The organism is Thioclava sp. 'Guangxiensis', from assembly GCF_045348365.1.
Classification (GTDB): domain Bacteria; phylum Pseudomonadota; class Alphaproteobacteria; order Rhodobacterales; family Rhodobacteraceae; genus Thioclava; species Thioclava kandeliae.
This window is the reverse complement of the sequence record NZ_CP155823.1, coordinates 707,473-733,228: the sequence shown is the minus strand read 5'-3', so window position 1 is coordinate 733,228 and position 25,756 is coordinate 707,473. Positions and strand designations below refer to the sequence as shown.

The following is a 25,756-nucleotide window of genomic DNA, read 5'->3' as shown; positions in this document are numbered from 1 at the left end:
CCACCCTTATGCGGAAATATTATGGCCTACCTCTCCCAACGTGCCCTCGAAGCCTTCCAAATTGTCCTCGAATGCGGCTCCGTCTCGGGAGCGGCCGAAATCATGAATGTCTCGCAACCCGCCGTTAGCCGGTTGATCCGCGATCTTGAGGAGCGCACGGGCCTGCGGCTCTTCACCCGCTTCGGTGGCAAAATCGTGCCCACGCCCGAGGCCCATGAGCTGGCGATCGAGGTAAACCGCTCTTTCGTGGGACTTACCGCAATCGAGAAAAGCGCGCGCGATATTCGGCTGGGGCGGCGCTCGACCGTCTCGATTGCCGCGATGCCGGCACTGGCGCATTCGATCCTTGCCGATACGTTGGCCGATCTCCTGCCCCATCAGCCCGATTTCCGCGTGACATTGAACTCGATGCAGACCCACAATGTCATCAGGCAGGTCGCCAGCCGCCAGTGTCAGCTTGGATTTACCGCCCCTACCCGCCATGCCCACGACATCGATCTGATCCGTAATGTTCACCTGCCCTATGTCTGCCTGATGCCTGCAGGCCACCCCCTCGCCGCCTGCGACGTAATCCGGTTCGAGGATTTTGTTGGCCACGCGGTGATCGGATATCACGACACGACCGCCACCGGCGTGATGATGGAGCGCGCCTTCAGCCAGATGAATACTCCGCCCGAAGTGGTGGTGCGCTCACATCTGGCGACACTGGCCTCGCAGTTGGTGCTGCGTGGTCTGGGGGTCTCGGTGGCCGACCCCTGCACCGGACGGCTGCACGCGGCTGCGGGCGGGGTGACACGACCATTCGAGGCACGGACCAGCTTCGGCTTCTCTATCATTCGCCCGCGCGGCACGCTTCTCGGCCGCGATCTGGACGCGTTTCTGGACGCGTTCGACCGCCAGCTCGCAACCTATATGTCTACCACCTGAACGGAGACGGATACGCCTCTAGACTCAGGACCCATTGATTTCGGATGCATGGCATGATTCAGGATTCGCAAGGAGACCTGAACGATGAGCGATCTTTAGTGGCTAAGCGACGCCCAGATGGAGCGTCTGAAACCGTTCTTTCCCAAGAGCCATGGGAAGCCCCGCGTCGATGACCGTCGTGTTCTGAGCGGCATAATCTTCATCAATCGCAACGGGTAGCACTGATGTGATGCGCCGAAGGAACATGGCCCGCCGAAGACCCTCTACAACCGGTGGAAGCGCTGGAGCGACAATGGCGTGTTCGCCAGGATCATGGTGGGCCTGGCCGCCAAGCGCGCCGATCACAAGACGATCATGATCGATACGACCTATCTCAAGGCACACCGCACGGCGTCGAGCCTGCGATGCGCGTTCGGGTATGTCGCATCAATCATCACCGTTCGAGTGTCGGCCTTCCCAGACGCCAGCCCTTCCATGATCCGAGCGAAGACACCCATCCGGCTCCACCACTTCCAACGATTGTAGAGTGTCTTGGGATGGCCGCATTCCTTGGGCGCGTCGCACCACCTCAACCCATTGCGATTAATAAAGATAATCCCAATCAACACGCGCCTATTCTCGACGCGAGGCCGCCCGCGGCTTTTCGGAAAATAGGGTCGAAGGCGCTCCATCTGCGTTTCAGTCAGCCAGAACAGATTACTCATGACATTCAACTCCGGATCAATCAAATCCAGACTCAACCGCAAAAGTTAATAGGTCCTGACCCTAGCCCCTCTATCATTATTAGGGATCTCGGCCCTATCCGGACATTTATCGGGCTGCTCTATCCGGCGGTGCAGTTCGCTGAACCCGCCATTGTGGCACTATGCGGCACGACCCAGTTGCTCGACGTCAGCATTGCGGACACAGCTGCTAATCGGTCCCGCTTGCAAACGAGGGTCTGGCGCTGTTCGACGCCCCCGCTGAAAATTTTCTTGAATTGGCCAGAAAGACTGCAACTTACAAATAGGAAACGAATGACTCCTAAAAAAGGTAACTCTATGGGTCTCACACCAGAAACACGCCCTCGTGGCAGACCTCGAGCCTTCGACGAAGACCGCTTCCTCGATGCATCAATCGCATTGTTCAGCGCTGCAGGCTTTGCCGGGGTCAGCATGTCCGATCTGAAGACGGCGTCCGGGCTGACGACCGGCAGCATTTACAAAGCCTATAACGGCAAGGAGGGCGTCTTCGCCTGCGCGCTGGCCCGCTACATCGCCCTGCGCGAAGCCGAAATCGACGCACGCCTGAGTGCCGAGTCAGATGCACGGCAGAAGGTTGCCACCCTGCTACGGATCTTTGCCGCGTTGAGCCAGGGCCGGGATGGGCGTCTAGGCTGCATGGTCGTTTCCGGAGTGGCTGATCTGGACCTTGTCGGCGATGCAGCGACGATACTGCGCAATCAGCTGGCGACGCGACGGGACCGGCTGGAGCAGCTGATCAACGAGGGGCACAGCGACGGCTCGATTTCAAAAGAAGTCGACCCTGCCACGACCGCCGCCTTGCTGCTTGCCATGCAACAGGGTATGCGCATCTTGGGAAAGGTCGAGCTCATGGAAATGGACAGCGGGACCCTTGTCGCTGGCGCGCTCCGGCTTCTCGGGCGAGCCTGATGCCGTTTCTTATCCTCTCTGCCCTGCTGGCAGGTGCCATGCTACCACTGCAGGGCGCCTTCAATGCCAAGCTCGCGCGCGCTCTGGGATCGGCCTTCTGGGCGGCCGGCATCTCTGCGCTACTTTCGGCTTTCCTGTTGTTCGGGGCAGGCATTTACCTGACACGCGGATTGCCCCGAACGGTTGACCTCGTTGCGCTGCCACTCTGGGCCTGGGCGAGCGGGATCTGTGGCGTCATCACGCTGGCGGGGATAGCCTTTGCGACGCCGCGCTTTGGTGCCGCTGGCATGGTCGCGCTCGTGATCACCGGGCAAGTCGTGTTTTCGCTTCTGCTTGACCGCCTTGGAATGTTCGACATGTCGCAACATCCGCTGACCCTTCAACGATTTCTGGCCGACGGCATGTTGCTCGGTGGTGCGGTTCTCATTCGATAGGACTTCCCATGACATCGATAACACTTTCCCCCGCTCCCGAAGGCTTTGCGCAACGTTTCAAGCCTGTCGATGGGCTGCGCTTCCACTACGTCGATGATGGCCGCAAAGATGCGCCCGCATTTGGTCTTGCCCCACTGAAGTGGTCCACTTTTAGGGATAGTTTATCCCGTATGATGGAGGACTACTTAGATGGCAGGCAAACGCGAGAAGCCGGAAGATATCGTCATGAAGCTGCGTCAGGTTGAGGTCTTGCAGGATCAAGGCGCGAAGCTGGCGGATGCCGTGCGTCAGATTGGTGTGAGCCAACAAACCTATTATCGCTGGCGGCGTGAGTTTGGCGGTATCAACCGCGATCAGCTCAAGCGACTGAAGGAACTCGAGAAAGAGAATACGCGGCTTAGACGGGCCGTATCAGATCTGACGCTCGACAAGCTGATCCTGACGGAGGCGGCTCGGGGAAACTTCTAAGCCCTTCGCGTCGCCGACAGTGCATTGACCATGTCCGGCAGGAACTTGGCGTTTCCGAACGCCGTGCTTGGTCTGGCCCTTGGGCAGCACCGCTCAACCCAGCGCAAGATCCCGGTTAGTCGTCAAGATGAAGCTTTACTGACGGCTGACATCATTGAACTGGCAAGGCAATACGGACGGTATGGCTATCGCCAGATCACTGGCTTGTTGGTTCAAGCGGGATGGTGCGTGAACCATAAACGGGTCGAGCGAATTTGGCGACGCGAGGGGCTTAAAGTCCCGCAAAAGCAAAAGAAACGCGGGCGGCTCTGGCTGGCAGATGGCTCTTGCGTCCGACTGCGGGCCGAGCGGCCGAACCACGTCTGGTCTTACGATTTCGTCCAAGACAAGACCGCGGACGGGCGAGCCTACCGCATGCTCAATATCGTCGATGAGTACACCTAGGGCAGGTGCTGGTGATCCGCGTCAAACGCAAGCTGAACTCGGTCGATGTCATCGATGCGCTGACTGATCTGTTCATCCTTCGCGGCCCGCCGGAGTTTATCAGGTCAGATAACGGCCCTGAATTCATTGCCACCAAGCTGCGCAACTGGATCGATGCGGTGGGTGCCAAAACGGCCTATATCGAGCCAGGATCGCCCTGGGAGAATGGGTATGTGGAGAGCTTCAATGCTAGGCTTCGCGACGAATTGCTTGATGGGGAGGTGTTTTATTCGCTTAAAGAAGCCCAGATCCTGATCGAACGCTGGCGCCAGCATTACAACACGCTGCGCCCGCATAGCTCTTTGGGATATCGCCCACCAGCACCCGAAAGTATCGTGCCCGTAGACCAAAGGCCCACGATGCACTAATTTTTAAACTGGACCACTCAAGTGGGGCAGACCAAGGGGATTACCCCTATGGGTTTGCAAGACCATTCGCAAACGGATAGATCTGTTCGTAAGTTTTCAAAACGTGGAAATATGATGAAGCCCGAGGGAACTGCCAAATCTGTCACACGCCCTCGACGCACGCAGGCCGAGCGCTCGCAGGAAACACGTGCAAAAGTTTGTGATGCAGTCCTGCAGGCACTCGCCGAGCTTGGCTATGAGCAGATTTCAACGCCGCTGATTGCAAAGCGGGCCTCAGTATCACGTGGCGCCCTGACACATCAGTTCCCCACGCGGAATGATATGCTCGTTGCAGCATTCGAAACACTGGTGAACAGTTGGCGCACAGGGTACCCTTTCGGCCTGGACCCCGAGTGCACCCAGCTAAGCGTCGACGAGCTTATCGATGCGCTATGGGAGAATATCTTTGCAGACGGGCGGTACATAGCCGCGATGGAGCTGATGCTGGCCGCACGACAGGATAATGAACTAGGCCATGTGCTGCGTGACATACTGGTCAGTTGGATCCGCAAACGCGATCGTATCACCGTGCAGCTTGTCGGTGGCGATGTCGAAGATGCGGAAGCCGATCTGCATGTTCAGTTACATCTTTCGGTTCTGCGGGGCATTGCTATGCACCAGAGTTTCGATTCCGATCCAGACACCGCAAGCAAACTGATCACGCTATGGAAGCAGATCATCCGCAAGGCTTCATCGGCTTGAATAGCATTTACGAGCAGAATTGCCCGTAAAATAATCAGTATATAAACTAATTTTTACAGATGGTTACGGGATAAATTGTCAATCAGGCATTTATCCTACGCATTTTCACATGCCAGGGCTTGATTTACGAACAGAGCTGACTGCATGATGCAGACAGAGATGTTTGTAAGTTATAATATCTACGACACGAAGGAATGCCCGCCTAACGGGCCGCAACAGGGACGAACCATGACCTATAGAACGCTTCTTGGAACGACACTGGCAGCTGCACTCGCCGCGGCACCCGCGCTTGCCACGAACTGGGATCTGTCGAGCGAATATCCCGCAGGTTCGCTGCAAGGGCAGACCGCCGATTTCTTTGCCAAGGCCGTTGCCGAAAAGACCAATGGTGCGCTGGAAATCACCGTGCATCACGGCGCAGCCCTGGGCTACAAGAGCGTCGATAACTTCGATGCGGTAGGCGACGGCGCATTGCAGGCGGCCTCTTCGGCCTTCGTATTCTGGACCGGCATCGATCCGATCTTCCAGCTATCCTCCCTACCCTTCCTTGCGCCCACTTCCGACGATGTGCATGCGCTTTATGAACTGGCCAAACCCGAATACGAGAAGGTTCTGGAAGATAATAACCAGATGCTGCTGCTGGCGACCCCCTGGCCGTCCTCGGGCCTGTGGGGCAATAAGGCCTTTACATCGATCGATGACCTCAAGGGCGTGAAGGTCCGGACCTATGATGTTGCCTCCACCGAGACCATGAAAAGCGCAGGTGCCTTCCCGATCCAGATCTCCTGGGCGGATGTGCCGGCGCAGCTGTCGACCAATGCGATTGACGCGGTGCTGACCTCGCCCAATGGCGGCGTAGGTGTGCAAATGTGGGAATTGCAGTCCAATTTCACCAATGTGAATTATGCCTCCTCGCTTCAGGCGATCCATGTGAATATGGATGCGTTCATGGACCTGAGCGAAGAAGAACAAGCCGAAGTCCGTGAGGCCGCCAAAGAGGCCGAAGACTACGGCTGGGGCCTTCTCGCCGATGCGACTGCCAAGGATTTCGAGACCATGCGCAGCCATGGCATGACGGTGACCGACACGATCTCGCCCGAGTTCTCTGCCGCGCTCACCGAAGCGGCCCAGCCCTTCATCGACCAGTGGGTCAAAGATACCGGCACTCGTGCCACCACGATTATGGACGCCTATAAAGCCCGCTAAGCGCTTTGGCCTCCATTGCAGATCCCGCGCCCTCCCCCTCGTGCGGGATCTGCCCGAACTCTTCCCCCGACTTGCGCGGGGCTCTTCCCCGCGCCTCTTTTATGACCGGAGCCGCCATGCAGCGTTTCTATTCCGCCATCTATAGTATCAGCCGTCTGGCCGCCATCATCGCTGCCTGCGCACTGGTCTATATGGTTGGCCATATCGCCTACGAGATCGTGCTGCGCAGCTTCTTCGAGACCTCGACCTTCGTTCTGGATGAATTCGTGGGCTACGCCGTGATGATCTGTGTGATCTGGTCGCTGGGCTATGTTCTGGAACAGGGCGATCTGATCCGCGTGGGTCTGGTGACCAACCGTTTACCCGAACGTGTGCAAGAGCTGATGTCCGCCGTCTCCGCGCTGGTAACCTCTGCCGCAACCGCGGGGCTTGCATGGATGTTCTGGATCCGCGTGGCGCGTGCCTATAAACGCGGCACGGTGTCGTCTTCGGTGGCGGCTGTGCCTATGTGGATCCCCGAGTCCGCGATGACGGTGGGGCTGGCCCTCTTTGCGCTGGCAGCTCTCTCCTATGGGCTGCGCCATATCACCCGCCACCCTTCGCCCGCGCCGCAAGTGCCTCTGGCCACCCCTGTCGAGTAAGCTCCCATGGATACCCTTCTCACCGCCACCATTACACTTGTCTTCCTGCTGGCTTTTCTGGGCTTTGGCGCATGGGTCTTTGTCAGCCTTGCGCTGGTGGCCACGAGTGCTCTCTATTTCCTGCACGGGATGGATCTGTCGCGGATCGGCTCGATCGCGGCGGGCATCATCTACCGCTATTCCTCCAGCTGGGAACTCTCAGCCATTCCGATGTTCATCTGGATGGGCGAGATCATCTTCCGAACCGATATCTCGACCCGCCTGTTCCGCGGGCTGGCGCCTTTTGTCGATTATGTTCCGGGGCGTCTGCTGCATACCAATGTGTTGGGCTGCACGCTGTTTGCCGCTGTGTCAGGGTCATCGCCTGCCACCACTGCCACCGTGGGCCGGATCACCACCCGAGAGCTGGGCGCGCGCGGCTATGATGACCGCATGTCGCTGGGCTCACTGGCAGGCGCCGGAAGCCTTGGCCTTCTGATACCGCCATCAATCGTGATGATCGTCTATGGCATTCTGGCCGAGCAGTCGATCTCGCGGCTTTTTGCGGCGGGCGTCCTGCCGGGGCTGATGATCACCGCTCTCTATTCGAGCTACATCATGCTCCGCGCCAAGATGAATCCTGCTCTCGTGCCGCTCACCCGCGAGAAACGCCGGCCGGTAGACTTCCTGCGCGCTCTTTGGGATCTGACGCCGCTGGTGGCGCTTATGACCATCGTGCTGGGGTCGATCTATAGCGGGATCGCCACGCCCTCCGAGGCGGCCGCCGTAGGCGTCATTGCCGCGATCTTCCTGACCGCGATCACCGGACAGCTATCGCTGCGCTTGCTACGCGAAACCCTCATGGGTGGCCTACGGACCTCTACCATGGTCTGCTCGATCCTGATCACTGCGGCCTTCATGTCCACCGCCATCGGCTATCTGCATATCCCCGCCGATGTAGCCGCAGGTATCGCAGCCCTCAAGCTGCCGCCATGGGGCCTCTTGGTGGTGCTGTCGTTGTTCTACCTTGGTCTCGGGTTCTTCCTTGATGGTACCTCCATCGTGGTGATGAGCCTGCCGATCTCGCTGCCCTTGGCGCTACAGGCGGGATTTGATCCGATCTGGTTTGGCGTCTACCTCGTCTTGATGGTCGAAATGGCACAGGTCACCCCGCCCGTAGGATTCAACCTTTTCGTGCTGCAGGGCATCTCGGGCCGGTCTATCGGCTATGTCGCCCGCGCCGCTTTCCCATTCTTCGTTCTGATGCTTGTGGGTGTCGCGCTTCTGGCCGTGTTCCCGCAGATCGCGCTCTGGCTACCGAACTTCTTCTACGGATAAACAATGACTTCCCAGATTGACCTTTCTCCCCTCATCCGCGCGAGCGCGCAGATGGGCCAGCCCTTCACACTCTATCGCGCAGTGCAAGAGATGTGCGAGACGCGCTTCGGCTTCCGCTTTCTGACGGTGCTGAAAAACCTCCCCGGCACGGGCAATGTGATGCGGATGCATTCGTCAGAGGCGGACTACCCGACCGGAACCCTCAAACCCATGGGACTGACCGAATGGGGCAAGATCGTGCTGGAGGGCGGGCAGCCATGGCTGGGCAATTCGGAAGAAGATGTCCGCTGGGCCTTCCCCGATGCCGAGCTGATCCTGTCGAAAGGCTGTGAAGCCTGCGCCTGCGCGCCCGTCATCTGGGCGGGGCGCTGTGTGGGCGTTCTGTCACTGAATGCACCGCGCGACACCTATTCGCCCGAAGATATGGACGACATGACCCTGATCGCACAGTGCCTTGCGCCCGCGCTGATCTGACATCCCGAAAGGACAGACTATGACGACCCTTCTGATCAAGAACGCCCGTATCGTTGACGGCACCCAGACCGCCCCCACCGACCCTATGCAGATCGCCATCGAGGATGGCCGCATCAAAGAAGTTGCCTCAGAGGTCAGCTTCACCGCCGCCGAAGAACTGGACCTGAACGGGCTGACCGTGATGCCCGGTTTGATCGACTGCCACGTCCATACCATCGCTTCGACGGCCAATCTTGGACTGAATGCCTCGCTGCCGTCTTCGCTTGTGGCGGCACGGGCTTCGACGCTGATGAAGAATATGATCATGCGCGGTTTTACCACCGTGCGCGATCTGGGGGGGGCTGATCGTGGCCTGCAACAGGCTGTGGAAGAAGGTCATTTCACCGCACCCCGCCTTGTGATCTGTGGCAAGGCGCTCAGCCAGACCGGTGGTCATACCGATTACCGCGGCCCCTATGACAACCGCGATGTCAGCTGGTATGCGCAAGCGCTTGGTACGCTTGGTCGGATCTGCGACGGCAAGCCGGAACTGCTGCGTGCGGCCCGCGAAGAGCTGAAGAATGGCGCGCAATTCCTGAAGGTCATGGCCGATGGCGGCGTCTCCTCGCCGTCTGATCCGGTGGGCTATCTGGTGTTCTCGGTCGAGGAACTCAAGGCTTTGGTCGAGGTAGCAAATGGCTTTGGCACCTATGTCGCAGCCCACCTCTACGACGACAAGGCCATCATCCGCGCGCTTGATTGCGGCATCACCTGTATTGAACATGGCAATCTGATTGGCGACGAGACCATCAAGCGTGTCGCCCGCGAAGGGGCGGTCGTCGTGCCCACCAATATCACCTATGACCTTCTGGCCCGCAAAGGGGCAGAGTTCGGCCTACCGCCCGAGTCTGTGGCCAAAGTGGCCGATGTACGCGAGGCGGGGCTGGAACGTGTGGTCAAACTGCATGAGGCGGGCGTGACCATGGGATATGGCTCGGACCTCTTGGGCGGTATGCAAACCGAGCAATCTGGCGAATTCCCGCTGCGCGGGCGCTACATCCCGGCAGATGCGGTGATCCGCTCGGCCACGGTGGATGCGGCCAAAGTGCTGCGCATGGAAGGCGAGGTTGGCGTCATTGCCGCCGGAGCCCATGCGGACATCATTGCTGTGGATGGCAATCCGCTTCAGAACCTCGATCTGCTGACCGAACAGGGTGCGCATATGCCTCTGATCATGCAGGGCGGTCGCGCCATCAAAAAAGCCGCATCGCTTTAAGAAAACGCGGGCGGCCCGAACCGCCCGCATGTTCCAACATCGGAGATCCCTCATGAAAAAATTCCTGACCACCACGCTTCTGGCTGGCCTGCTAGCAAGCCCCGTCATGGCGAAAGACTTCATCGCCAATACCTTCTATGACGCGCAGCACCCGCTGGCGAAATACGGCTATACCGAATGGGCCGAAATCGTGAAGGATCTGTCCAAAGGCGATCTGAACCCGCAAGTCTTTACCGGAACCGTGCTGCTGGCACCGCGCGCCTCGCTGCAGGGGATCCGCGACAACGTCGTACAGGTGGGCCACCATGCTGCGATCTATACGCCTTCCGATCTGCCGGTCGCCAATGCCGTCCAGGAGCTGGGTTTCAACTACTCCGATCCGGTGGCGGCCATCTTCGCCGTGGCGGATTTCTCGATGCATGACGCGACCCAGCTTGCAGAGTGGAAAAAGCAGGGGATCGTCTATCTCGGGGCCTATGCTACCCCGCCCTATATCCTGATGTGTGCCAAACCCGTGCGTAATTTGGCCGAACTCAAGGGTAAGCGTATCCGCGTGGCGGGATCGGCCGTGTCGCAATGGGTCGAGGAAGCAGGCGGTGTGCCGGTCAATGTGCCCTCCTCCGAGATGTATACCGGGCTTGAACGCGGCACGCTGGATTGCGCAACCAATGCGGCCAACGATCTTGTAGACCGCTCGCTGATGGAAGTCGCCAAATACACCACATTGTTGCCGACCGGCATGTATTGGTCCGGCCCGAACTGGGGTTATAACCCTGACTTCTGGGCAGGCCTTACGGCAGATGAGCGTAAGGTGCTGATGGAGGCCTCGGCGCGGTCGATGGCGCGGACAATCATCAATTACAAGGCACAGGCCGAAGCAGCGCTCGTCACAGCCAAAGAGAAAGGCGTGGAAGTATACGAACCCGAAGCCGATCTGAAGGCCTCGGTCGAAGATTTCCGTAAGAAGACCCTCGAAGAGGTCTACGACAAGGCACAAGACACCTACGGTCTGACGAATGGCAAAGAGGTCATCGACGACTTCCGTGCCACGATGGACAAATGGACCGCGCTTCTGGCCGATGTCGACACCACCGATGAGGATGCGCTGACCGATCTGGCCATGAAGACCATCTATGGCGATCTCGACCCCGCAACCTATGGCGTAAAGTAACCCGCGCGGGCGGGGCTTCCCCCGCCCCCGTCTCTAGGAGGTGCCGAAGATGCATGCCCTGATCCGCTGGCTCAACCGAGCCGTCATGTCCCTTGCCTGCCTGTTCATGGTCATCATGATGGCACATATCACCATCGAGGTGGGGCTACGCTATTTCTTCGGCGGTCGATTGATCGGGACGCTTGAGGTGGTGTCCTATTACTACATGGTGGTCATCGTTTTCCTCTGCCTGGGCTTTGTCGAGCTGCGCGGTGAACATATCCGTGTGGATCTGTTCGCGCAGATGATGCCCAAGGGCGTACAGCTTGCGCTTTATGTACTGGCCTGTGTGCTGGGGCTCTGGTTCTTCGGCTTGCTGTTCTGGCAATCGGCGAAGGATGCGATCGGCGCCACGACCCGCGCCGAAGAAGCGATGAGCAATTTTACCTTCTACATCTGGCCCGCCCGCTGGGCGCTACCGATAGGCTTTGCCGCAATCTGGCTGGCCGTGCTGTCAAACCTTTTCAAATCCATCGCCCAGAAGCGCGCGCTGTAACGAGGCCCCCTATGAGCAATCTTGATATCGGTATTATCGGGACCGTCGTCGCGCTGGTTCTTATCGCGGTGCGCGTACCCATCGGCCTTGCGCTGGGGTTGGTCTCCATTGTGGGCATCTCGCAGATGTTCAACATGAATGTGGCTTGGGGCATGATCTCGGCAACGCCATTCGACTACGTCGGCCAGTGGGAACTTTCTGCCGCGCCCATGTTCCTGCTCATGGGCTTCATCTGTTCCTCGACCGATATGACGCGCGGGCTGTTCCTGTCGCTCAGGCTCTATCTGTCGCGTCTACCCGGTGGTCTGGCGATCACCTCGGTAGGGGCTTGTGCGTTCTTTGCTGCGGCATCGGGTTCGTCAGTTGCCACCGCCTCGGCAATGTCGCGTATGGCCGTGCCGGAGATGCTGAAACAGGGCTATGACCGCGGACTTGCCACCGGTACGATTGCGGCCTCGGGGACGCTGGGGTCGCTGATCCCGCCCTCGGTGCTGCTGATCCTTTACGGCGTCTATGCACAGGTCTCGGTGGGACAACTGTTCATGGCGGGCTTCATCCCCGGCATCCTTTCGGCGCTGGTCTATATGGCGATGATCATCACCCGCGTGAAACTGAACCCCGCGCTTGCAGGTATTGCGCCGCCGCCGCCCACAAATGAGGAACGCCGCGAGGCGCTGCGTGATGTCTGGCCGCTTCCCACGCTGATCCTGCTGGTGCTCGGCGGCATCTTCTCCGGCGCATTCTCTCCTACCGAAGCGGGTGCCCTTGGTGCCTTCTTCGCCGCGATCATCGGGGCCGTGCGCCGCAAGCTGACATGGAAAGCGACCGTCGAGGCCGTGACCCAAGCAGTGATCTCTACCGGATCGATCTTTATCATCCTGATCGGATCGCTGTTCTTCACGCGTTTCCTTGCGCTTTCGGGCCTGCCCACGGCGTTTTCCAACGCAATCCTTTCGGTATCCGACCAGACGTGGTGGATCCTGTTGGCAGTGGTGGTGATCTATCTGGTGCTGGGGATGCTTATCGACTCGATCGGGCTGTTGCTGCTTACACTGCCCATTCTGGTGCCTCTGGTGCAGACCACGGGGATCGACGCAATCTGGTTCGGTATCATCGTGGTAAAGCTGCTGGAAATCGGGCTGGTAACGCCGCCTATCGGGCTGAATGTCTATATGATCAACGGGGCACTCAATAATCAGGTGACTCTGCCCGAGATTTTCAAGGGCGTATGGTGGTTCATCATGATGGATATCTGCACGCTCATACTGCTCATCCTCTTCCCCGCCCTTAGCCTCTGGCTACCTTCTCTGGCTTACTGAAAGTGACGACGATGACTGACAGACCAACAATGATGCTCACCGGCGGCTCGCGCGGAATTGGTGCCGATATCGCGCGCGCCGCCCAAGCCGCAGGTTGGCATATCTGCCTTGGGCTGCGTAATCCGACAGCCATTCCTGAGGGGCTTTCCTCCGACCATCTCGACAGTTTCGTCTATGACGCAACCGACCGCGCGGCAGAAGCAGAATGGGCCCAAGCCGTCATCGAACGGCATGGCCGCATTGATGCAATTGTCGCGAGTGCAGGTCTTTTCACGGCCGAAAACATCGTCGAGGCCTCCGAGGAAGAGGTCGATCTTCTGCTTGAGGTCAATCTGCGGGCGCCACGCCGCCTCGCTATGGCCGCATGGCCAGCGCTGCAACGCTCGGGACGCGGGCGTGTGGTGATCCTCGGCTCGCTTTCGGGGAAAAGGGTCGCATCAGCGGGATCCGGACTCTACTCGGTCAGCAAATTCGCGGCGGTCGGGCTGGCCCATGCCCTCCGTTATGAAGGCTGGGATGCTGGTATCCGTGCCACCGCTATCTGCCCTGGGCTGGTCGCGACAGATATGGGCGAAACCGCCGCCAAGGGAGCACGCCCCACCGCCGAAATGACCCAACCCGAGGAAGTAGCGCACCTTGTGATGGAGGCCATCGGTCTTTCCAATACCGCTTCGGTGCCCGAAATCCATATCAATTGCCGGACAGACGGAATCTTCTAGCAGTTTTTGTCTGCGGTCATGCAACCTAGGGTGGCTTAGTCTAGCGCCGCTGGTCTTTTCCCGCTGAATTGGTCCATCTTTTGGGATAGCTTAGCCCATATGATGGCGAACGACTTAGTGAGGTGGTCCCCATTTTTTGGACAGTTTTTCGGCGGCGCTAAGCTTGCCTGTTGATCATGCTGCCGCCTTCAGATCGAGACCTTGATGAGCCGCGAAGCGTGTTCTGCCACCGAGTGTCGAATGGGGGCGCTTGGTGTTGTAGAAGGTCATCCACTTCCCGATACCGTGCCGGGCTGCGGTGCCGGTTTCAAACGCGTTGAGATAGACGCATCCGTATTTCAGCGACCGCCAGAACCGTTCGATCATCACGTTATCCATCCACCGGCCTCGCCCGTCCATCGATATCTTCACAGTGGCGTCTGACAGGATCTTCGTGAAGCGCGGGCTTGTGAACCGACTGCCCTGGTCTGTGTTGAATATCTCAGATTTTCCATGCCGTTGCATGGCCTGTTTGGTCTTGCCGCACTGAAGTGGTCCATCTTTTGGGATAGTTTATCCCGTATGATGGAGGAGTACTTAGATGGCAGGCAAACGCGAGAAGCCGGAAGATATTGTAATGAAGCTGCGTCAGGTTGAGGTCTGTGCCAAGGTCAAGGCGCGAAACTGGCAGATGCGGTTCGCCAGATTGGCGGTGAGGCATGTGCCCGCCACTGATCTGCCCCACTTTAGTGGTCCGGTTTAAAAGTTAGTGCATCGTGGGCCTTTGGTCTACTGGCACGATGCTTTCTGGTGCTGGTGGGCGATAGCCCAGCGAACTGTGCGGGCGCACCGAGTTGTAATGCTTGCGCCAGCGTTCGATGAGGATCTGAGCCTCTCTCAGCGTATAGAACACCTCTCCATCCAGTAACTCGTTGCGAAGTCTGGCGTTGAAGCTCTCCACATACCCATTCTCCCAGGGTGACCCCGGCTCGATATAGGCTGTTTTGGCCCCCACCGTCTCGATCCAGTTGCGCAGCTTGGTCGCGATGAATTCGGGGCCATTATCTGACCTGATAAACTCCGGCGGACCGCGAAGGATGAACAGGTCTGTCAGCGCGTCGATGACGTCGACTGAGTTGAGCTTGCGTTTAACACGGATCACCAGCACCTCTCGGGTGAATTCGTCAACGATATTGAGCATGCGGTAAGCCCGCCCGTCCGCTGTCCGGTCCTGGACGAAATCGTATGACCAGACGTGGTTTGGCCGCTCGGCCCGCAGCCGCACGCAGGAGCCATTCGCCAGCCAGAGCCGCCCGTTTTTCTTCTGCTTTTGCGGGACTTTAAGCCCCTCGCGTCGCCAAATGCGCTCGACCCGCTTGTGGTTGACGCACCATCCCGCCTGAACCAGAAGGCCCGTGATCTGGCGATAGCCATAGCGTCCGTATTGCCGTGCCAGTTCGGTGATATCGGCCGTCAAAAGAGCTTCATCCTGACGACCAACTGGGATCTTGCGCTGGGTCGACCGGTGCTGTCCAAGCGCCCGACAGGCGCGGCGTTCGGAGATGCCGAGTTCCTGCCGGATGTGGTCGATGCACTGGCGGCGACGCGAAGGGCTTAGAAGTTTCCCCGCGCCGCTTCCGTCAGGATCAGCTTGTCGAGCGTCAGATCCGACACGGCCCGTCTGAGCCGCGTATTCTCTTTCTCGAGCTCCTTCAGCCGCTTGAGCTGATCGCGGTCCATCCCGCCAAACTCACGACGCCAACGGTAATAGGTCTGTTGGGTTACGCCAATCTGGCGCACCGCATCTGCCAGTTTCGCGCCTTGACCCTGCAAAACCTCAACCTGACGCAGCTTCATGACGATATCTTCCGGCTTCTCGCGCTTGCCTGCCATCTAAGTAGTCCTCCATCATGCGGGATAAACTATCCCAAAAAGTGGACCACTTCAGCGGGGCAAGACCACCACTGGTTCGAGGGCCATGCCGAACCAACAAACCTACTACCGCTGGCGTCGTGAGTTTGGCGGGATGGACCGCGATCAGCTCAAGCGACTGAAGGAACTCGAGAAAGAGAATACGCGGCTCAGGCGCGCCGTGTCGGAGCTGACACTCAACAAGCTGATCCTGACGGAAGCCGCAAAGATGAGGGGCGTGTAGCAAACCCTCCAGTGGAGGGTTTGTAGCCCCGAACACGCAGCCCTTCTAAGCCCTTCGCGTCGTCGTCAGTGCATCGACCATATCCGCTCGGCGCTCGGCATCTCCGAACGCCGTGCCTGTCAGGCGCTTGGGCAGCACCGGTCGACCCAACGCAAGATCCCGCTCGGTCGTCAGGACGAAGCCCTGCTGTCCGCTGACATCATTGAACTGGCACGCCAATACGGGCGATATGGCTATCGCCAGATCACCGGCTTGCTGCACCAGGCGGGATGGTGTGTGAACCACAAGCGGGTCGAGCGGATTTGGCGGCGCGAAGGGCTTAAAGTCCCGCAAAAGCAGAAGAAACGTGGACGGCTCTGGCTGGCGGATGGCTCTTGCGTCCGGCTGCGGGCGGAGCGTCCGAACCATGTCTGGTTCTATGATTTCGTCCAAGACAAGACCGCGGACGGGCGAGCCTACCGCATACTCAACATTGTCGATGAATTCACCTAGGGACGGTGCTTGTGATCCGCGTCAAACGCAAGCTCAACTCGGTCGACGTCATCGACGCGCTGACCGATCTGTTCATCCTTCGCGGTCCGCCCGGGTTTATCAGGTCAGATAACGGCCCCGAATTCATCGCGACCAAGCTGCGCAACTGGATCGACGCGGTCGGGACTAAAACGGCCTATATCGAACCGGGGTCACCCTGGGAGAACGGCTACGTGGAGAGCTTCAATGCCAGGCTTCGTGACGAATTACTGGATGGGGAGGTGTTTTATTCGGCTCAAGAGAAGCCCAGATCCTGATCGAACGCTGGCGCCAGCATTACAACACGCTGCGCCCGCATAGCTCTTTGGGATATCGCCCACCAGCACCCGAAAGCATCGTGCCAGTAGACCAAAGGCCCACGATGCACTAACTTTCAAACCGGACCACTCAAGTGGGGCAGACCAGAACAACGACAATATATTCTACCTCATCGTATTATATTACGAGGATCTACTCAGGGTTTGGTCGGCAAAACCTAAGGGACTGCGCCTTTCGACGCTCGGCCGACGATGCACCAATGTTCAAACCAGACCACTTGAGTAGGGCAGACCACTTGAACTCCCTCTGAAGGAGGCCATTAGCGCTCCGGGTTGACGGTTCTGCACTATATCAGCGGAATTCATCGTCAATTTTCGACCAAACCGCTGCAACCAAAATCAACCAAAACTATAAACGGCTATTTTGGTTGACCGCTATACAGGAAGTTGCAAGGTCTGGGATGAACAGTCTGGAGATCACGATGCCCGAAGTGCTGCGCCCCATATTTCCCGATGCGACCGAAATGGCGCGGCAGGTCCGCAATGGTGACGTCTCGCCAGAGACGCTTGATCGGCGCGCCCGCCAGCGGCTAACGCAGGTTGACGGACAGCTGAATGCGATGGTCCATATGATCGACGCGCAGCCCAATCCCTCGGCCGTCGGTCCTTTCGCCGGGGTGCCCCTGCCGCTGAAAAACATCGGGATCGCCGTCGAAGGCTCGCAGATGAGCCTCGGCTCTAAACTGTTCGAAACGATGGTCTGCACTGCCGATAATACTCTGGCGGCGCGTCTCAGGAAAGCCGGTTTCTTGTTTATTGGCCGGACCAACACCCCGGAACTGGCCCTATCTTTCACCTCTGAACCCGCCCTGCATGGTCCGTGCCGTAACCCGTGGGATTTGGGCCGCACCGCAGGCGGGTCTTCGGGCGGGTCGGCTGCGCTGGTGGCCGCGCGGGTCGTGCCTTTGGCGCAAAGCTCGGACGGAGCGGGCTCAACCCGCGTGCCTGCGGCCCATTGCGGCGTGTTCGGTTTCAAACCCAGCCGGATGCGCAATCCGGTGGGCCCGACCCATGCCGAAAGCGTGGCGGGCATGTCCACGCCGCACGCAATTTCGGTCTCGGTGCGCGACAATGCGCGGATGCTGGATGTCAGCCACGGCGCCGACATTGGCGACCCCTATGCTGCGCCCCCGATAAGCGAAAGCTTCGAGGCCGCTATGAACCGCCCCCTTGGTCGGTTGCGCATCGGGCTGCAAGTCACGCCGCCAGAAGGGCATCACTTTGACCCCGAATGCACTGCTGCAGCCCGCTATGCCGCAGATCTACTACGAGATCTTGGCCATGAGGTCGTCGAACTGACCCCGCACTATGACAATGCCGCGCTCAAACGGGCTTGGCGGGTCATTGGCGGGGTCTCCTGTGCGCAATCGGTCGATCAGGTCGCTCGGGCCAAAGGCATTGCTGATCCGGATGCGCTGCTTGAGCCGGTCAACGCCGAATGGATCGCCGAAGGCCGCAGGACCAGTGGCGTGGCCTACCTTGAGGCCGTGCAGGTCCTGCACCGGACCAGCCGCGATATGGGTGCCTATTTCCAGCAGGTGGATGCCTATCTCTCGCCGACAACCGCCCAGATCGCACCGCAGATCGGCTATCTTGCCGGCGCAGGGATGGGGCTTGATGCTTTCTATGACCGCTTCTGGGCCCATGCGCCGCTGACGGCGGTGTTCAACGCCTCGGGCTGTCCGGCGATGAATGTGCCGCTTTACTGGACCAAGGATAATCTGCCCGTCGGATGCCAGATCGGCGCGGCTTTTGGCGCAGACGGGCTTTTGTTCCAGATTGCGGCACAGCTGGAAAAGGCCGCGCCTTGGGCGCACCGCCTCCCGCCTATGGCCAAAGAGATGCTGAGCGGCGAAACCTTTGCCGAGGCTGCCAGATGACACCTCCCCCCCTACGGAGCATCGACCCGCAATGGATGACGGCGACCCAGATCTCGCACGCCGTCCAGTCAGGCGCAATAACCGCCCGCGCAGTGACCGAGGTCTTTCTGGATCGCGCCAGTCAGATGGAGCCGGAAATTGCAGCCTTTGCCCATCTGGCGCCCGAGGTTGCGCGCGCCGCCGCCGACCGTATCGATGCACAGCCGCACAAAGGCCCCTTGGCCGGGGTCCCCTTGGGGATCAAGGATGTCTTTGACACCGCCGATATCCCCACGGCCTATGGGTCCGCCGCTTATGCAGGTCACCAACCCCGCGCCGATGCCTCTGCCGTCCATCTTGCGCGGCGCGCGGGCGCGGTTGCCTTGGGCAAGACCGTGACAACCGAATTTGCCACCATGTCGCCCGGTCCGACGCGTAACCCGCATCATCTGGCCCATACGCCCGGCGGGTCATCCTCGGGCTCTGCGGCAGCACTAGCGGCAGGCAGTTGCCTTTTGGCCTTTGGCACCCAGACCTCGGGATCGACGATCCGCCCTGCGGCCTATTGCGGGGTGGTGGGCGTCAAGCTTGGGCCACGCAGGATCGACCGCACAGGCGTCAAAACCTTGGCGGAAAGCCTCGATGTTGTGGGAATAATGGCGCGCAATACATCTGATGCCGCGCTATTTGCCGCCACCTGTGCCCGCAGGCCGGATTGGCTGATCCCCATCGACAATCGCGTGCGATATGCGCTTTTCCTACCCGATCAGCCGGGAGAAACGATCTGTGACCGCTATGCGGCGGCACTGGAAGACACGGCCTCTACCCTTGGGGCTGTTCCTCACAAACAGCCCGGCTGGTGGGCGGATCTCGGGGCCGCGCAGGAGGCCGTTTTCGCTTGGGAGGCCTCTGCCGCACTGGCCTATGAGCGCGACTGCCTGAACGATCTTCTGACCCCGATTACCCGCGATTTTACCGCCCGTCATCAGAAGATCGCCAATGCACAGGCCTATCAGGACGGCCTAATACGGCGCGATCAGGCACTGGAGGATCTCGAGGCGCTCTTTGGCACTACCGATCTGTTGCTCACGCCTTCAGCCCCCTCTGCCGCCCCCGAAGGGATAAGGTCCACAGGCCCTGCCGATTACAATATCCGCTGGACGCTCCTCGGGCTGCCAAGCCTCAGCCTGCCCATAGGCTTTGACCGGAACGGGTTACCCTTCGGCATGCAACTGGTGGCGCGCCCCGGACAGGACCACCTGCTGTTACAAGCAGCGATCCGTATTGAGACAGAGCTGACGGCAAAGGGCCTGCGCCCTGCTCTCGCCCTGCAAAGCTGAAGCGAGACCCTGATTTGAGACCTGTTCTTCGCGATTTCACCGATGCTCCAAAGGCCCTGCGTCATCTGGCACTGCTGCTCGTCTTCGGGGCGCTCGCTGTGGGAGGACTGGCATGGGCAAAGTTTCCGGCGGCCTTACTACTGGGGCCTGTCTTGGTTGCGACTGCACTTGGCCTCAGAGGCACCCCTTTACGCGTGCCGAATAGCTGGCACGAGATGGCGCAAGGCGTGGCGGGATGCATGATTGCGCATTACCTGACGCCCGAGATCCTTATGCGCGCGGTGTCGCTCTGGCCGTTTGTCGCGCTTTTCGCTGCGATGACATTGGTTCTGGCCTGCCTGGTCGGGCTGGTATTGGGACTATGCACCAAGGTTGGTAAAGAAGAGGCAATCTGGGGTTTCCTGCCCGGCATGGCAGGGGCGGTCATCGCCATGAGTTCGGAGCGCGGGCTCGACAGCCGGATCGTGGCCTTTATCCAGATCATCCGGCTTATGACTGTCATTCTTGTGATGTCCATCGTGTCGCGTCTGCTTCTTGACGACACAAGCGGCATAGCAGCCGCGACCAATGGCGCGGCCCATTATGGCGTATTGCTGACGCTCTTTCTGGCTACGACTGGGCCGCTTGCGGCGCGATATGCGCCCATTCCTGCGGCAGCGACCATGGTGCCACTGGTCCTCGCCTCTATCTTGCAAGGGGGCGGCTGGGTCGATCTGGCACTCCCCCCTTGGCTGCTGATCGGAGCATATTTTCTGCTGGGCACACAGGTGGGGCTGCGCTTTTCACCCGATACGCTGCGCACCGCCGTTAAGATTTTCTGGCCCGTCGCGCTGTTTTCCTTCGGGCTTATGGGGCTTTGTGCGGTATCGGGCATAATCCTTGCCCGCATTGCCGGAGAAACCGTTCTTACCGGCATTCTGGCGACCGTGCCGGGATCGATCGAAACCATCGCCATTATCGCGGTCAATGCCAATGCGAACCTGTCTTTCATCATGACGATGCAGGTGGTGCGCCTTTTTGCGGTCGTACTGGCGGGGCCGCCATTGGCGCGGGCGCTGAGCCTGAGCATCCGGCAAGGGCTGCGCCGCTCCAACGCGCCCCCACAAGACAGCCCGCCTGCGGAATAAAGCTAGCGCGTCAGTCCGGCCCCGATCATCAGCTGATGGATCGAGGCCAGATGACGGCGCATACCGCGTTCGGCCGTATCCGGATCGCGCCCCGCGATGGCAGCAATGATGGCCCGATGTTCATCGGTGTCGCTATTGGGCCGCAAGTTATGCCCCGAAGCCGCACTCATCCGCACCTCGCCCTCGATCTGGCGCAGCATATCGTACAGCTCATGCGCCAGCGCATTGCCCGAGGCCTGCGCAATCAGCCGATGAAGATCCCCCGCGCGGTCCTTACCGCCCTTGTCGATCTGGTCGGCGATCTTCTTCATCTCGAGGATCATATTCGGCGTCGCCCGCAGCGCGGCCAGACGTGCCAGCGTCGGCTCGATCATCATCCGCAGTTCGATCACCTCGATCGGGTTGGTGTTGCGCACGATATCCTTGGCCCCCGCCCGACGGGATTTGCGCGGGTTGCGCGGACGCGGTTGCGGCGCATCGCCTGTATCACGCAGAAAACCCAGAGCAATCCGGAGTTGGTGACGCTTGACGCCCAGCTGCTCGGCCAGTTTCCGTTCTGCCGGGAGCCGGCCTGTTTGGGCCAGCACCTCGCGGATCTGGTCCATAAGCTCTGCTTGCGAGGGCGTCGGCTCGGCGCCTGTGGCGGCCTGCGTATCATCCCATTGCCCGCTTTGATGTTCGTCCTGGTCCATCGCTACCTCGTCCCCCTAAGTTGGTCGATCCTACCATTTAAGACCAAGATCCATCAACCAGCATAGATGGTTGATGGGCATTCAAGAGGAATTAGGCATCAACCGCTGGACGAAATCGGCAATCTTTCAAAATTGCCCGCGTTTTCGGCGGAGCGTGGCGGAAGACAGATGAAAACTTCACCTATGATAGAGCCAACCAAATCAACCAAAAATAAAATATATCTATTGGTTGACAAATGAACGCACCCAAAATCTTCATAGGTCATGACCCGAAATTCCGTGGTCGACCGCCCTTTTCATCCGGCACAGAAGGCAGAAACTGCCCATGCCAACGACATATCTCATCAACAGGGAATTACACGCACCATGATCCCCCGCAGAGTGTTTCTCACCGCTGGCAGCTTCGCTTTCGCAAGCCTTCTTCCGCTCGCCGGCTGGGCCGAAGATATCAAGACCATCGCGATCGTGACCCCCGAACAGGGCACCGATTTCGGCTGGAACCAGCAAGGCGTCGAGGGCCTGCAAGCCGCCGCCGAGGCCGCTGGTATCGATCCGATCGTGGCGCAGGGGCTGGGCTACGGCAATATCCGTCCCACGCTGCGCGAACTGGCCGATGACGGTGCGCAGCTGATCGTGGCGCATGCCTCGGGCTATAGCACCGAGGCGGTCGAGGTCGCCAAAGAGATGAAGGTGATGGTCGCCGCGGCCAATATCCAGTCCGAGCCGCCCTATGTCGCCAATTACACGCTAATGGCCGAAAAAGGCGCCTTCCTTGCCGGGGTTCTGGCCGCCAAGACCACGAAAACCGGCAAGATCGGCATCGTGGTCTCGTCGGAAAGCCCGAACTGGAACGCGCAATCGGCAGGCTTTGCTCAGGGCGTGCGCTATGTCTCGAAGGATATCGAGCTGCGTTATGCGATCATCGGCCCTGCCGCCTATGCCGATGTGGCGGGTGCACGCCGCGTGACGGAAAGCGTCATCGCTTCAGGCGCCGATATCATCTTCGGTCAGGGCAATGGCTCGTCTTTCGGGATGATCCAGGCAGTCGAGACGACCACTGCCCCCGGCTCCGACAAGACATGGTTCATCGATGTGATCGGCGACAAGACCTCGCTCGACAAGGGCAATCTCCTGTCTTCTGTCATCTGGGACATGTCCCCGATCTTCGGCGATATGATCAAGGATGCGAATGACGGGAATTTTGGCAAGAGCTCCTACGCGCTCCGCCTTGAAGACAACTCGCAGCGCCTGATGAAAACCTCCCATATCCCCGATGATGTATGGGCCGAAATCGAGGCTGTGAAGGCGAAGATCATCGACGGCTCCGTGAAGGTCGATCTGGTAACCGATCCAGAGGCAACCAAAGCTCTTATGAGCTCCACGCTCAGCGCTGCAAACTGATGGATGGCGTGCCGATTATCGCGCTCGAGGCCGTAACAAAGCGCTTTCCGGGCGTGGTCGCCAATGACCGTGTCAGTTTGGGTTTTGCGAAGGGCGAGGTCCATGCCCTGCTGGGCGAGAACGGGGCGGGAAAATCCACCCTGATCTCGATGCTGGCAGGCGTGCAGCGTCCTGATGCCGGGCAGATCCTGCTGGATGGCACCCCCATCCGGCTGAGATCGCCCCGTCATGCGCTCGAGTTGGGGATCGGCACCGTCTATCAGCATCGGATGCTGGTTCCGACACTTACCGTTGCCGAGAACCTGCTTCTGGGAAGCCCGTGGTGGCAGCGCCCGAACCGCGCGGCCATCAAGAAGCGCTTCATCCGTGATGCGGCGGCCTTCGGCATTACCATCGATCTTGATACGTTGGTGGGTGATCTGTCGCTGGGCGAACAGCAGCAGGTGGAGATCATCCGCGCCCTCTGGCGCGGCGGGCGGCTCTTGGTGCTGGATGAGCCCACCGCCATGCTCTCGCCGCAAGGCGTGCGCGAGCTTGGCCAGATGATGCGGCGCATGGCCGAGCAGGGCGTGTCGATCATCTTCATCACCCATCACCTGAACGAGGCGCTCGATTATGGCGACAAGGTCTCGGTCCTGCGCGGCGGTCGCTGTGTGGGCGGCATCAGCGCACAGGATTTCCGCACCCAACCCCGTGCGGAACTGATGGAACAGATCGTACAACTGATGTTCGGCAATACGGTAGCCAAGGGCTCGCCGCCCCTGCGTCGCCCTGCAGCGACGGGCCAGACCCAGCGCCGGATGCTGGAGGTCCTGCATCTGTCCGGCGAGGGATTCGAGGATGTCAGCTTCGATGTGCGCGCGGGCGAGATCTTCGGGATCGCGGGCGTTGATGGCAATGGCCAGACGCCCTTGGCCCGTGCGATTGCGGGGCAGGACTTGGCCCGTTCGGGCGAGATCACACTGGACGGTTTCGCATTGCGGGCAAAAACCGTGCGCGAGCGTCACCATGCGGGGCTGCGCTACGCCACCGATGACCGCAATGGCGAGGGCACCGTGCCCACGCTGCCGATCACGTTCAACCTCCTGCTGAAGGATATCGGGCAGCAGCCCTTCTGGCGTCGCGGTATCGCCGATATGAAAGCCATCGACGCGCATGGCCGCGTGCGCATGACCGAATTCGACATCCGCGCACCCTCCGGCCAGACCCCGATCGGCAAGCTCTCGGGCGGCAATATCCAGAAGGCGCTGCTGGCGCGCGAACTCGAGGGCGCCCCCAAGGCAATCATCTATAACAAACCTACCCACGGGCTGGACCTGCGCAATATCGAGGCCACCCGTGCCCGCATCCGCGACACCGCCCAGAACGGGCTGGCCACCGTTCTGGTCTCGACCGACCTATCGGAGATTATCGCGCTATCGGACCGGATTGGCGTGATGTCGCGCGGGCGGCTGGTGGGCATCATCCGCAATGGCCCCGAGGCTGATCCCGAAAGCATACGCGCCGCTGTGGGCCGCCTGATGGCGGGTATCGGCGATGAGACCCAGCGAGTTCCGGAGACGGCAGCATGAGTGACACGACAGATATCCCCGAGAAATCCGCCAGACCGAAGCAGTGGCGTGCCAGCCCTCTTCTGATGGTGCTGGGGCAGACGCTTGTGCCGATCATCCTTGCGCTGGTTGCAGCGGGGCTGGTGCTGGCGATGCTCGGCTCGGATCCGCTGGCCTATTATGGCTATGTGGTCGAGCGCGGCCTGCTAAAGGCCCGCGGGCTGCAAGCCACGCTGGAACATATGATCCCGCTTCTGATCCTCGGGGCGGCGCTGATCGTCAGCTTCCGTTCGGGGCTGTGGAATCTGGGGATCGACGGACAATATCTTTTGGGCACGCTGACCGCAGGCGCATTGGGACCGGTGTTGCTGGGCGCTATGCCGATGCTGCCTGCCCTTATGCTGACGGTGCTGGCGGGCGCCGTGGTTGGGGGCCTCTGGGCGCTACCGCCGGCATGGCTCAGGGCGCGCTACGGGACCAATGAGGTGATCTCGGGCCTGATGATGAGCCTGATCGCCACCTCGCTGTCCTCGGCGCTGATCAAACTCTGGCTGAAAGACCCGAATTCCCTCGAGCCGCAGACCCTGACGATCCCTGTCGACAGCCGCCTGCCCTCGCTGGGCGGCACCGATATCGATATCGGGCTGATCCTTGCACTGGGGGTCGTTCTGGGCGTTCACTTGATGATGACCCGCACGGCGTTGGGGCTGCGCTTCCGCATCCTTGGCCTCAACCCCAAGGCGGCGCTTCATGCGGGCTTTGGCGGGCCCCTTCTGGCGATGTCGGTCCTGTGCCTGTCGGGTGCGCTTGGCGGGCTGGCGGGGGCTGTGGAGCTCAGCGGTGCACTTGGCAAGATGCAAGCCAGCTGGAACCCTGCCTATGGCTTTGCTGTGGTTCCGCTGGTGTTTCTGGCCCGGTTCAACGGGTTTGCCCTGATCCTCTTTGTGTTCGCCTATTCGGTGCTGGAAATCGGCGGCGCCTCGGCGGCGACCCGCATGAATGTGCCACAGGATTTCACGTTGGTGCTAGTGGCCTTCGTGCTGGTCTTCCTCGCTCTGGCCGAGCTTCTTACCCAAAAGCGCAAGGGACAGTAAC

At 59.8% G+C, this 25,756-nt stretch carries 22 protein-coding genes and 5 pseudogenes; 23 read left to right on the top strand and 4 right to left on the bottom strand.

The features are described from left to right. Positions 1 to 21 precede the first annotated feature (21 nt). Positions 22 to 927 (top strand): LysR substrate-binding domain-containing protein, encoded by a 906-nt coding sequence (locus ABEB22_RS16875; RefSeq protein WP_339114743.1) that lies wholly within the window; start codon positions 22 to 24, stop codon positions 925 to 927. A 117-nt stretch (positions 928 to 1,044) separates the two neighbouring features. After that, a pseudogene (locus tag ABEB22_RS16870) lies at positions 1,045 to 1,344 on the top strand (transposase); the annotation flags it as partial. On the opposite strand, the pseudogene ABEB22_RS16865 reads toward ABEB22_RS16870, so the two are convergent. Further along, a pseudogene (locus ABEB22_RS16865) lies at positions 1,329 to 1,631 on the bottom strand (transposase); the annotation flags it as partial. The pseudogenes ABEB22_RS16870 and ABEB22_RS16865 sit on opposite strands and share 16 nt — an antisense overlap. A 312-nt stretch (positions 1,632 to 1,943) precedes the next feature. On the opposite strand from ABEB22_RS16865, the gene ABEB22_RS16860 reads away from it, so the two are divergent. The 13 genes and pseudogenes from ABEB22_RS16860 (at position 1,944) to ABEB22_RS16800 (ending at position 13,710) form a co-directional block, all read left to right on the top strand. Further along, the gene (locus ABEB22_RS16860; RefSeq protein ID WP_406871178.1) at positions 1,944 to 2,579 is read left to right on the top strand and encodes a TetR/AcrR family transcriptional regulator; all 636 of its coding nucleotides are present in this window, start codon (positions 1,944 to 1,946) and stop codon (positions 2,577 to 2,579) included. Continuing rightward, on the top strand, positions 2,579 to 3,013 hold the full coding sequence (locus tag ABEB22_RS16855) for a DMT family transporter (RefSeq protein ID WP_349295501.1): 435 nt from the start codon (positions 2,579 to 2,581) through the stop codon (positions 3,011 to 3,013). The genes ABEB22_RS16860 and ABEB22_RS16855 overlap by 1 nt, the downstream gene beginning before the upstream one ends. 189 nt (positions 3,014 to 3,202) lie before the next feature. Beyond that, a pseudogene (locus ABEB22_RS16850) lies at positions 3,203 to 4,332 on the top strand (IS3 family transposase). 48 nt (positions 4,333 to 4,380) lie between these two features. Continuing rightward, a complete protein-coding gene (locus ABEB22_RS16845) occupies positions 4,381 to 5,073 on the top strand; it encodes a TetR/AcrR family transcriptional regulator (protein ID WP_406871177.1) in 693 nt (230 codons plus the stop codon). A 228-nt stretch (positions 5,074 to 5,301) separates the two neighbouring features. Next, complete coding sequence (locus ABEB22_RS16840; protein ID WP_349295499.1) at positions 5,302 to 6,279, top strand: TRAP transporter substrate-binding protein; 978 nt, start codon at positions 5,302 to 5,304, stop codon at positions 6,277 to 6,279. Positions 6,280 to 6,395: 116 nt separating this feature from the next. Then, positions 6,396 to 6,920 carry a TRAP transporter small permease gene (locus ABEB22_RS16835; protein ID WP_349295498.1) on the top strand — a complete coding sequence of 175 codons (525 nt, stop codon included), beginning with the start codon at positions 6,396 to 6,398 and terminating at the stop codon, positions 6,918 to 6,920. A gap of 6 nt (positions 6,921 to 6,926) precedes the next feature. Then, positions 6,927 to 8,237: a TRAP transporter large permease subunit gene (locus tag ABEB22_RS16830; RefSeq protein WP_339114749.1), complete on the top strand. Its 1,311-nt coding sequence runs from the start codon at positions 6,927 to 6,929 to the stop codon at positions 8,235 to 8,237. Positions 8,238 to 8,240: 3 nt separating this feature from the next. Further along, positions 8,241 to 8,711 carry a GAF domain-containing protein gene (locus ABEB22_RS16825; RefSeq protein ID WP_339114750.1) on the top strand — a complete coding sequence of 157 codons (471 nt, stop codon included), beginning with the start codon at positions 8,241 to 8,243 and terminating at the stop codon, positions 8,709 to 8,711. Positions 8,712 to 8,730: 19 nt separating this feature from the next. Then, positions 8,731 to 9,966 (top strand): amidohydrolase family protein, encoded by a 1,236-nt coding sequence (locus tag ABEB22_RS16820; RefSeq protein WP_339114751.1) that lies wholly within the window; start codon positions 8,731 to 8,733, stop codon positions 9,964 to 9,966. Between the two features lie 52 nt (positions 9,967 to 10,018). Next, positions 10,019 to 11,137, top strand: a complete 1,119-nt coding sequence (locus ABEB22_RS16815) for a C4-dicarboxylate TRAP transporter substrate-binding protein (RefSeq protein WP_349295497.1) — start codon at positions 10,019 to 10,021, stop codon at positions 11,135 to 11,137. Positions 11,138 to 11,186: 49 nt separating this feature from the next. After that, entirely contained in the window at positions 11,187 to 11,672 is a 486-nt protein-coding gene (locus ABEB22_RS16810; protein ID WP_349295496.1) for a TRAP transporter small permease subunit, read from the top strand. A gap of 11 nt (positions 11,673 to 11,683) precedes the next feature. Then, complete coding sequence (locus ABEB22_RS16805) at positions 11,684 to 12,991, top strand: TRAP transporter large permease (protein ID WP_349295495.1); 1,308 nt, start codon at positions 11,684 to 11,686, stop codon at positions 12,989 to 12,991. A gap of 11 nt (positions 12,992 to 13,002) precedes the next feature. Then, positions 13,003 to 13,710, top strand: a complete 708-nt coding sequence (locus tag ABEB22_RS16800; protein WP_339114755.1) for an SDR family NAD(P)-dependent oxidoreductase — start codon at positions 13,003 to 13,005, stop codon at positions 13,708 to 13,710. Positions 13,711 to 13,884: 174 nt separating this feature from the next. Here ABEB22_RS16800 and ABEB22_RS16795 read toward each other — a convergent pair. After that, positions 13,885 to 14,223: pseudogene (locus ABEB22_RS16795) on the bottom strand (transposase); the annotation flags it as partial. Positions 14,224 to 14,290: 67 nt separating this feature from the next. Here ABEB22_RS16795 and ABEB22_RS16790 point away from each other — a divergent pair. After that, positions 14,291 to 14,452, top strand: a complete 162-nt coding sequence (locus ABEB22_RS16790) for a hypothetical protein (protein WP_349295494.1) — start codon at positions 14,291 to 14,293, stop codon at positions 14,450 to 14,452. Positions 14,453 to 14,455: 3 nt separating this feature from the next. On the opposite strand, the gene ABEB22_RS16785 is transcribed toward ABEB22_RS16790, so the two are convergent. After that, positions 14,456 to 15,582 (bottom strand): IS3 family transposase gene (locus ABEB22_RS16785; RefSeq protein WP_349295493.1). Its coding sequence is split into 2 segments (ribosomal slippage): positions 14,456 to 15,318 and positions 15,318 to 15,582, totalling 1,128 coding nucleotides; the frame shifts between segments, so codons are not numbered across the junction. A gap of 85 nt (positions 15,583 to 15,667) precedes the next feature. Between ABEB22_RS16785 and ABEB22_RS16780 the strand changes: the two are divergent. From ABEB22_RS16780 to ABEB22_RS16765, 4 genes and pseudogenes are all read left to right on the top strand, one after another. Continuing rightward, positions 15,668 to 16,745, top strand: a pseudogene (locus ABEB22_RS16780) (IS3 family transposase). Positions 16,746 to 17,093: 348 nt separating this feature from the next. Then, entirely contained in the window at positions 17,094 to 18,572 is a 1,479-nt protein-coding gene (locus ABEB22_RS16775) for an amidase (protein WP_349295492.1), read from the top strand. Next, positions 18,569 to 19,891, top strand: coding sequence for an amidase (locus ABEB22_RS16770; protein ID WP_349295491.1), 1,323 nt, complete (start codon positions 18,569 to 18,571; stop codon positions 19,889 to 19,891). The genes ABEB22_RS16775 and ABEB22_RS16770 overlap by 4 nt, the downstream gene beginning before the upstream one ends. A 14-nt stretch (positions 19,892 to 19,905) precedes the next feature. Further along, complete coding sequence (locus ABEB22_RS16765) at positions 19,906 to 21,018, top strand: AbrB family transcriptional regulator (RefSeq protein WP_349295490.1); 1,113 nt, start codon at positions 19,906 to 19,908, stop codon at positions 21,016 to 21,018. Between the two features lie 2 nt (positions 21,019 to 21,020). On the opposite strand, the gene ABEB22_RS16760 is transcribed toward ABEB22_RS16765, so the two are convergent. Continuing rightward, positions 21,021 to 21,710, bottom strand: coding sequence for an FCD domain-containing protein (locus ABEB22_RS16760; RefSeq protein WP_349295489.1), 690 nt, complete (start codon positions 21,708 to 21,710; stop codon positions 21,021 to 21,023). 366 nt (positions 21,711 to 22,076) lie between these two features. Between ABEB22_RS16760 and ABEB22_RS16755 the strand changes: the two genes are divergently transcribed. Genes ABEB22_RS16755 through ABEB22_RS16745 form a run of 3 tightly spaced genes read left to right on the top strand, consistent with a single transcriptional unit; the run spans position 22,077 to position 25,755 of the window. Beyond that, on the top strand, positions 22,077 to 23,111 hold the full coding sequence (locus tag ABEB22_RS16755; RefSeq protein ID WP_349295488.1) for a BMP family protein: 1,035 nt from the start codon (positions 22,077 to 22,079) through the stop codon (positions 23,109 to 23,111). After that, entirely contained in the window at positions 23,111 to 24,682 is a 1,572-nt protein-coding gene (locus ABEB22_RS16750) for an ABC transporter ATP-binding protein (protein ID WP_349295487.1), read from the top strand. The genes ABEB22_RS16755 and ABEB22_RS16750 overlap by 1 nt, the downstream gene beginning before the upstream one ends. Next, positions 24,679 to 25,755, top strand: coding sequence for an ABC transporter permease (locus ABEB22_RS16745; RefSeq protein ID WP_349295486.1), 1,077 nt, complete (start codon positions 24,679 to 24,681; stop codon positions 25,753 to 25,755). The genes ABEB22_RS16750 and ABEB22_RS16745 overlap by 4 nt, the downstream gene beginning before the upstream one ends. Position 25,756: the final 1 nt, after the last annotated feature.

Excerpts from the sequence above, each read along its gene's own strand:
- ABEB22_RS16875 (WP_339114743.1), top strand. The coding sequence starts at position 22 with ATGGCCTACCTCTCCCAACGTGCCCTCGAAGCCTTCCAAATTGTCCTC.
- ABEB22_RS16860 (WP_406871178.1), top strand. The coding sequence starts at position 1,944 with ATGACTCCTAAAAAAGGTAACTCTATGGGTCTCACACCAGAAACACGC.
- ABEB22_RS16855 (WP_349295501.1), top strand. The coding sequence starts at position 2,579 with ATGCCGTTTCTTATCCTCTCTGCCCTGCTGGCAGGTGCCATGCTACCA.
- ABEB22_RS16845 (WP_406871177.1), top strand. The coding sequence starts at position 4,381 with ATGGGTTTGCAAGACCATTCGCAAACGGATAGATCTGTTCGTAAGTTT.
- ABEB22_RS16840 (WP_349295499.1), top strand. The coding sequence starts at position 5,302 with ATGACCTATAGAACGCTTCTTGGAACGACACTGGCAGCTGCACTCGCC.
- ABEB22_RS16835 (WP_349295498.1), top strand. The coding sequence starts at position 6,396 with ATGCAGCGTTTCTATTCCGCCATCTATAGTATCAGCCGTCTGGCCGCC.
- ABEB22_RS16830 (WP_339114749.1), top strand. The coding sequence starts at position 6,927 with ATGGATACCCTTCTCACCGCCACCATTACACTTGTCTTCCTGCTGGCT.
- ABEB22_RS16825 (WP_339114750.1), top strand. The coding sequence starts at position 8,241 with ATGACTTCCCAGATTGACCTTTCTCCCCTCATCCGCGCGAGCGCGCAG.
- ABEB22_RS16820 (WP_339114751.1), top strand. The coding sequence starts at position 8,731 with ATGACGACCCTTCTGATCAAGAACGCCCGTATCGTTGACGGCACCCAG.
- ABEB22_RS16815 (WP_349295497.1), top strand. The coding sequence starts at position 10,019 with ATGAAAAAATTCCTGACCACCACGCTTCTGGCTGGCCTGCTAGCAAGC.
- ABEB22_RS16810 (WP_349295496.1), top strand. The coding sequence starts at position 11,187 with ATGCATGCCCTGATCCGCTGGCTCAACCGAGCCGTCATGTCCCTTGCC.
- ABEB22_RS16805 (WP_349295495.1), top strand. The coding sequence starts at position 11,684 with ATGAGCAATCTTGATATCGGTATTATCGGGACCGTCGTCGCGCTGGTT.
- ABEB22_RS16800 (WP_339114755.1), top strand. The coding sequence starts at position 13,003 with ATGACTGACAGACCAACAATGATGCTCACCGGCGGCTCGCGCGGAATT.
- ABEB22_RS16790 (WP_349295494.1), top strand. The coding sequence starts at position 14,291 with ATGGCAGGCAAACGCGAGAAGCCGGAAGATATTGTAATGAAGCTGCGT.
- ABEB22_RS16775 (WP_349295492.1), top strand. The coding sequence starts at position 17,094 with ATGAACAGTCTGGAGATCACGATGCCCGAAGTGCTGCGCCCCATATTT.
- ABEB22_RS16770 (WP_349295491.1), top strand. The coding sequence starts at position 18,569 with ATGACACCTCCCCCCCTACGGAGCATCGACCCGCAATGGATGACGGCG.
- ABEB22_RS16760 (WP_349295489.1), bottom strand. The coding sequence starts at position 21,710 with ATGGACCAGGACGAACATCAAAGCGGGCAATGGGATGATACGCAGGCC.
- ABEB22_RS16755 (WP_349295488.1), top strand. The coding sequence starts at position 22,077 with ATGATCCCCCGCAGAGTGTTTCTCACCGCTGGCAGCTTCGCTTTCGCA.
- ABEB22_RS16750 (WP_349295487.1), top strand. The coding sequence starts at position 23,111 with ATGGATGGCGTGCCGATTATCGCGCTCGAGGCCGTAACAAAGCGCTTT.
- ABEB22_RS16745 (WP_349295486.1), top strand. The coding sequence starts at position 24,679 with ATGAGTGACACGACAGATATCCCCGAGAAATCCGCCAGACCGAAGCAG.